Source organism: Phormidium pseudopriestleyi FRX01 (assembly GCF_017313335.1).
GTDB classification, from domain to species: domain Bacteria; phylum Cyanobacteriota; class Cyanobacteriia; order Cyanobacteriales; family Laspinemataceae; genus Laspinema; species Laspinema pseudopriestleyi.
Map to the genome: position 1 here is coordinate 1 of NZ_JAFLQW010000318.1, position 5795 is coordinate 5795.

Sequence of the window (5795 nt, forward strand, 5' to 3'; positions counted from 1 at the left end):
ATTTAGAACCTGATGTGACTCCTGAAATTGAAGACAATCAGGACGATGAACCCATCGATGATGAAATTCCCCCCATCGAAGATCCAGAAGGAGAGGATACCAGTGGAGAAATAGAGGACGACCCTATAGATGAAAATGATGGGGATGACAGTAGTGGGGATGACAGTGAAACCAGCGTAACCGTCACTTATGCCGACGCTACGAGTGGTATTATTGCTGACCTTTCCGAAGGGATAGTCACCCGTTTGTTTACCACCACTGAAGATGTTACTTTTAAGATTTTGCCCTTGGGAGACTCCAATACAAGGGGCTATCCAAATCAGGCTGCGATTGGAGGATATCGAACCCGTTTGTGGGAAAGATTAGTCGAAGATAATGGGTTTAATATCGACTTTGTGGGTCAGGCTAACAGTGGACCAGAAAATATTGATAAAAACCATGAAGGCAGGGGGGGCCTCACTATCACTCAACTCATTGACAATAGCATCGAGCCCACAGGATTTAATCAGCCTACAGTCCCCCTTTACACGACCATAGAAGATGCATTAAATTATGCTCAACCCGATGCCGTTTTATTGATGGCGGGTACAAATGATATTATTCAGAATAAACCCGTAGAAACAGCCCTCACAGACTTGGGGATTTTAGTGGATCGGATTGTCACAGCCATGCCAGATACACAAGTGCTGGTAGGCTCGATTATTCCCAACTCTAGTAATGCAAATCGGCAACAACGAACCACCGAATTTAGTCAGCAAATTGAGGAAATTGTTGTTACACCCCGAGCTAATTCTAACCCCAATATCCGGCTTGTGGATTTGTTTAATCTGCCGTTTGTCACTGGAGACTATGATGACGATGGCGTTCACTTAGCCGCTAGTGGCTATGATAAATTAGCGGATGAATGGTATTCCGAGATTCGGATGTTGCCCAGCGGTGAAGAGACCCTCACCGATGTTCAAAATATCATAGGTTCCGCTTATGATGATACGCTCATCGGAGATGACCAATCCAATGTTATCCGAGGCGGTGAGGGTAATGACTGGCTGATTGGGGGTGCCGGTGAAGATACCTTTATTTTAGCGTCCGGGGAAGGAACGAATACGATCGCTGATTTTGAAAGTAGTATCGATCGCCTCGGATTATCAGACGGATTGGAGTTTGAGCAGCTTTCCATTTCCCCCGGCAATGATGATGCCAGTCAGACTCAGATTGCGATCGCCGATACCGGCGAATCCCTGGCAATCCTACTCGGCATTGATGCCAGCATGATTAACGCTGATGATTTTATCCTCGTTTAATCAATACCCTGCTGTTTTGTTACTTCAGTGACAAACGATTGCGAATCTAAATCAATTGGACAATTCCTCATACCGGAGTGGGAGCATCTTGCTCCCTACTGCTCATCGGGAGCAAGATGCTCCCACTCCTCAATTCTGTAGTCAGACTGCTGCAAGACTTGCTATATAACGTTCAAGCCCGAAAAATAATATATTACTTCAAATTGGCCAATCAAACAACCCCTGAGAGCCGATGACAATCTAAAAAATTTCAGGCACACTAAACCTGTTGAAATAAAACATCGGAAAACACCTTGTTATTCAACTCTTACGAATTCATTTTTATCTTTTTACCCCTTGCCCTGATTGTTTTCTTCGGTTTAAGCGCCTATCGACAGGTCAAGGCTGCAACACTGTGGCTTCTGTTAGCCTCCCTCGTATTTTATGGATACTGGCGAATCAGTTACATCCCTCTATTAGTGATTTCTGTCCTGGGTAACTATTACTTTGGGCGGTGGATAGATGGGGTGCAACCCGGAACCCGAAAGGCCAAAACCTTATTATGGGCCGGAGTTCTCTTTAATTTAGGGATTCTAGGGTATTACAAATATGCGGGTTTTTTGATTGCCTCTATCAATGGACTCTTTCAAACCCAGTTTCCCGTTCCCGCCATCGAACTACCGTTAGGAATTTCCTTCTACAGCTTCACTCAAATTGCCTATATCGTCGATGCTTATCGGGGACAAACCAAAGATTATCAATATGACTTGGTGTCCTATAGCCTGTTTGTAACCTTCTTTCCCCAACTAATTGCGGGACCGATTTTACGACATAACGAACTCATTCCACAATTTCAAAAACTCCGTAAATTCGTTTTTAATCATAAGAACTTTGCCATTGGATTAAGCTTTTTCATCCTAGGATTGGGTAAAAAAGTGCTAATTGCTGATACAGTATCCCCTTGGGTGGGGACCGTGTTTGAGCGGGCAGATTCTGTCACATTTATCGAAGCCTGGGTGGGTGCGATCGCCTATACGTTACAACTGTATTTTGATTTTTCGGGCTATTCCGATATGGCGATCGGATTAGGATGGATGTTCAACTTCCGCCTCCCCATTAACTTTGATTCTCCCTATAAATCCACCTCTATCGTAGACTTCTGGCGACGGTGGCATATTACCTTATCCTTCTTCCTGCGAGATTACCTCTACATTTCTCTTGGGGGAAGTCGTCGAGGACAACTACGGCGATACATCAACCTGCTAATTACCATGCTACTCGGTGGATTGTGGCATGGGGCAGGATGGACCTATATTCTCTGGGGATGGCTGCATGGCAGTTTCCTCGTCATCAATCACGGGTGGCAACGCTTGGGACTGAAAATGCCCGGGGCGATCGCCTGGGTGATAACTTTTCTCGCCGTGGTGTTGAGTTGGGTCGTATTTCGGGCCGAAAATATTGCCCAAGCTGGACAAATTATCCAAGCAACTGTTGGCTTAAAAGGGATTATTTTAACCCCAGATTTTCAACCCATTTTAGGCTGGTTACCCCAGTCAGTCGTCCAGTTTCGTGAAGTAGCCGAACTCCCTTCTTTGCCACCGAATTACCGCCAAAGTTTTGTCATTTTGGGACTGTTGTTAATGGGAACCGTTTTGTTACCCAATACCCAGCAAATGGTTGAGCGGTTTAAACCAACAATGGGATGGGCTGTAGGACTCAGTGCAGTCGCCCTAGCCTGCCTACTTTCCCTGAACCGAATTTCTGAATTTCTGTACTTCCAATTTTAATCCACAGGGTTTCTTATGAAAAATTATCGTCGATTTAACTTCGCCTTTTTTGGCCTCACCATACCCGGATTATTAGCCGTGGGCTTATTTAATATTGGAGTTGATCCATACGGGGTGATGAATAGCCCTCAATGGCGGCTCAATCGCTTAAAAACCGAACAATTTAATCATGTTCGCCTATTTAAAGCCACTTCAGTCACTCGCATTGCCCCGAAAACTGTTTTATTAGGCTCATCCCGCACCGATTTAGGACTGGACCCGAAACACCCTGCCCTAGCTAAAGGTAAACCCGTCTATAATTTAGGACTGGTGGGTCCGAATATGTATGAAGTAAAACGGTATTTTGACCATGCGATCGCCAACCAACCAGATTTACAAACCGTCGTTCTGGGGGTGGATTTCTTTATGTTCAATGAATATAAAATCCATCCTGCTGACTTTGAAGAAGCCCGCTTAGAACGAGACAACCTCACCCCCCAAGAATTGCTGAATGTTACCCTTTCCATAGGGGTAACCCGGTCGAGTTTAGGCACAATTAAAAATAGCTGGCAATCCCAAGCAAATTTCTTATACCATGACAATGGCTTTCGCTATGTTCATAATAACGAACCGGACAATCCTCTGCCCCAGGAATTTAAAAACATGATTTGGGGATTTTTTCGAGAAGAAGGATATTATCCCCGCTATAAATTATCCCAAGGTTTTTTAAATGACTTGCGAGAATTAGTCGAAATTTGTAAAAGTCGAAATATCGAGTTAAAAATATTTATTTCTCCCTCTCATGCCACCCAATGGGAAGCTTTGCGACTGGCGGGACATTGGGATGATTTTGAACAGTGGAAACGGGAATTGGTCGCGATTGCCCCGGTTTGGGATTTTTCAGGATATCATACGATTTCTACCGAACCCATCAGCGAGAAGATGACCTATTATTGGGACAGTTCCCATTATCGACAAGAAGTCGGCAATCTCATCCTCAATCGCCTGTTTGACTATGAACCCGCCTCAGTTCCCTCAGATTTCGGCCCTCTGCTGACCCCAGAAAACGTAGAGGAGCACCTCGTCGAGATCCGACGCGATCGCGAATCCTGGGCGAATGCCAATCCCGAGGAGATCGCCTTCGTGGAGGAGTTAAAACCATAACAGTTGGCAGGGAACCCAGCACAGAAGACGGTCCCCGGGAAAGGGCGATCAATGTCAAATAATCCAGATCAAACCGACACCTTTGAGAGTGTCGGTTTGATTTGGATTATTTGTGAAGAATTATGCAATTGATGAGACTGTACGGATTCCTGGGATTCGTTGGGGAAAACGGGTCTGGAATCGCTCAGTCAAAAAGGGAGTCGATCGGGTCAATCCCTGAGAGTCCCCTGGGCGATCGCGCCTATTCCAGGGGTTAAATTCTGGAAGGAATCTCAACTCTAGGTTAAGATATCCGGATGCCTCTGGAAACCGATGCCCCTAACCCCCCAAGCTATTTGCTCATGCCACCGACAACCTCCATCTTCCACCGAATCGATTCGCAAACGAACCAAAAGCTGCCATTAGAAGGCGATCGCCCGGGAGAATCCACCCCTGGGATGCTTACCCTGCGGGAACTGGCGGCCCAAATTAATCGCGAACATGAACGCTGTCAACAGTCGGTGGCGATCGGACTCCTGCACGCTTGCACCGCTGGACAACTGCTGATTCAGGCCAAATATCGCGTACCCTTGCAAAAATGGCACGTTTGGTTGGCTGCTCATTGTAACGTTCCAGAGGCCACCGCACAAACCTATATGGAAATGGCCTGGGGATGGCCCTCGGTGAAACAAGAACCAGCGATCGCCCGCCAACGGCAAACCGTCGATTTAGAGGAGGGGACCCAAGAAACCGCAGAATCGCCAACCGGGACCGAAGTGAGGGAAGATGGGTTAGAACCGCCTTTAGTCGTGAATGCTCAACTGATGTCGGAGACAGCACAACGGGTCACCTTTGTGTCCCTACTCCAACGACCCAAAGCTGAACCGCGATCGCGAATTTTGCGGACCGAACCGAGAAAAAGCAAACCCAGTGAAGTCCAGAAAGAGACTCAACCGGAGGATCTAAATATACCCAGAACCTTGACCTTGTGGATTCCCGGGTCAGTCACTCCAAAAGCACGACCTCGGGTGACTGCCAACGGGACATATTTACCCAAACGGTATCGGGAATGGAGACTGCGTGCGGAAGGGGAGATCATCATGCAAGTGCATCAGATGAATCCGTTACCGCAGTTACCCATTGAACGAGCAGCCGTGCGGATTATCTTACGGGGTAAACATAGAGGAGATGGGGACAATGCGATCGGCAGTGTGTGCGATGCCTTAGTCAGTGCCGGAATCTTCACAGCCGACAGCCTCAAACAGATTCCCTTCGGCAGTTGGCGGCATATCCCCGACGGAGAAACCGGCGTCAAAATTCAAATCGAATCAATGGCACAACTGATTTCAGCATGAACTGAGTTGAGACTCAGGCACTTACTTTATATTATATATCATAAATTTAATTTTATATAATTTTAAATTAAAAATTTCTTTATTATCAAAAATCAGCCTTTATATACAATTAACTAAGTTTACGCCCCTACAACTCTTGAAACTTAGGATAGCAACACCGGAGACCAACCCACCAAAAGCCGCAGAGGGTTTGGTCTCCAAAACCCTACATGAAACAACGATTTTTCGTCATTAAATTTACCATCTTGACA

Annotated in this window: 4 protein-coding genes; all 4 read left to right on the forward strand. The window is 46.2% G+C overall.

Annotated elements, in window-relative coordinates; genetic code table 11:
• Positions 1–1301 (forward strand): SGNH/GDSL hydrolase family protein (locus J0895_RS11800; protein ID WP_242541228.1); only part of this gene is annotated, 1301 nt, incomplete at its 5' end.
• A gap of 293 nt (positions 1302–1594) precedes the next feature.
• Positions 1595–3067: an MBOAT family O-acyltransferase gene (locus J0895_RS11805; RefSeq protein ID WP_207088286.1), complete on the forward strand. Its 1473-nt coding sequence runs from the start codon at positions 1595–1597 to the stop codon at positions 3065–3067.
• 15 nt (positions 3068–3082) lie between these two features.
• The gene (locus tag J0895_RS11810; protein WP_207088287.1) at positions 3083–4210 is read left to right on the forward strand and encodes a hypothetical protein; all 1128 of its coding nucleotides are present in this window, start codon (positions 3083–3085) and stop codon (positions 4208–4210) included.
• 296 nt (positions 4211–4506) lie between these two features.
• Positions 4507–5544, forward strand: a complete 1038-nt coding sequence (locus J0895_RS11815; RefSeq protein WP_207088288.1) for a RusA family crossover junction endodeoxyribonuclease — start codon at positions 4507–4509, stop codon at positions 5542–5544.
• The last annotated feature ends 251 nt before the right edge of the window (positions 5545–5795 follow it).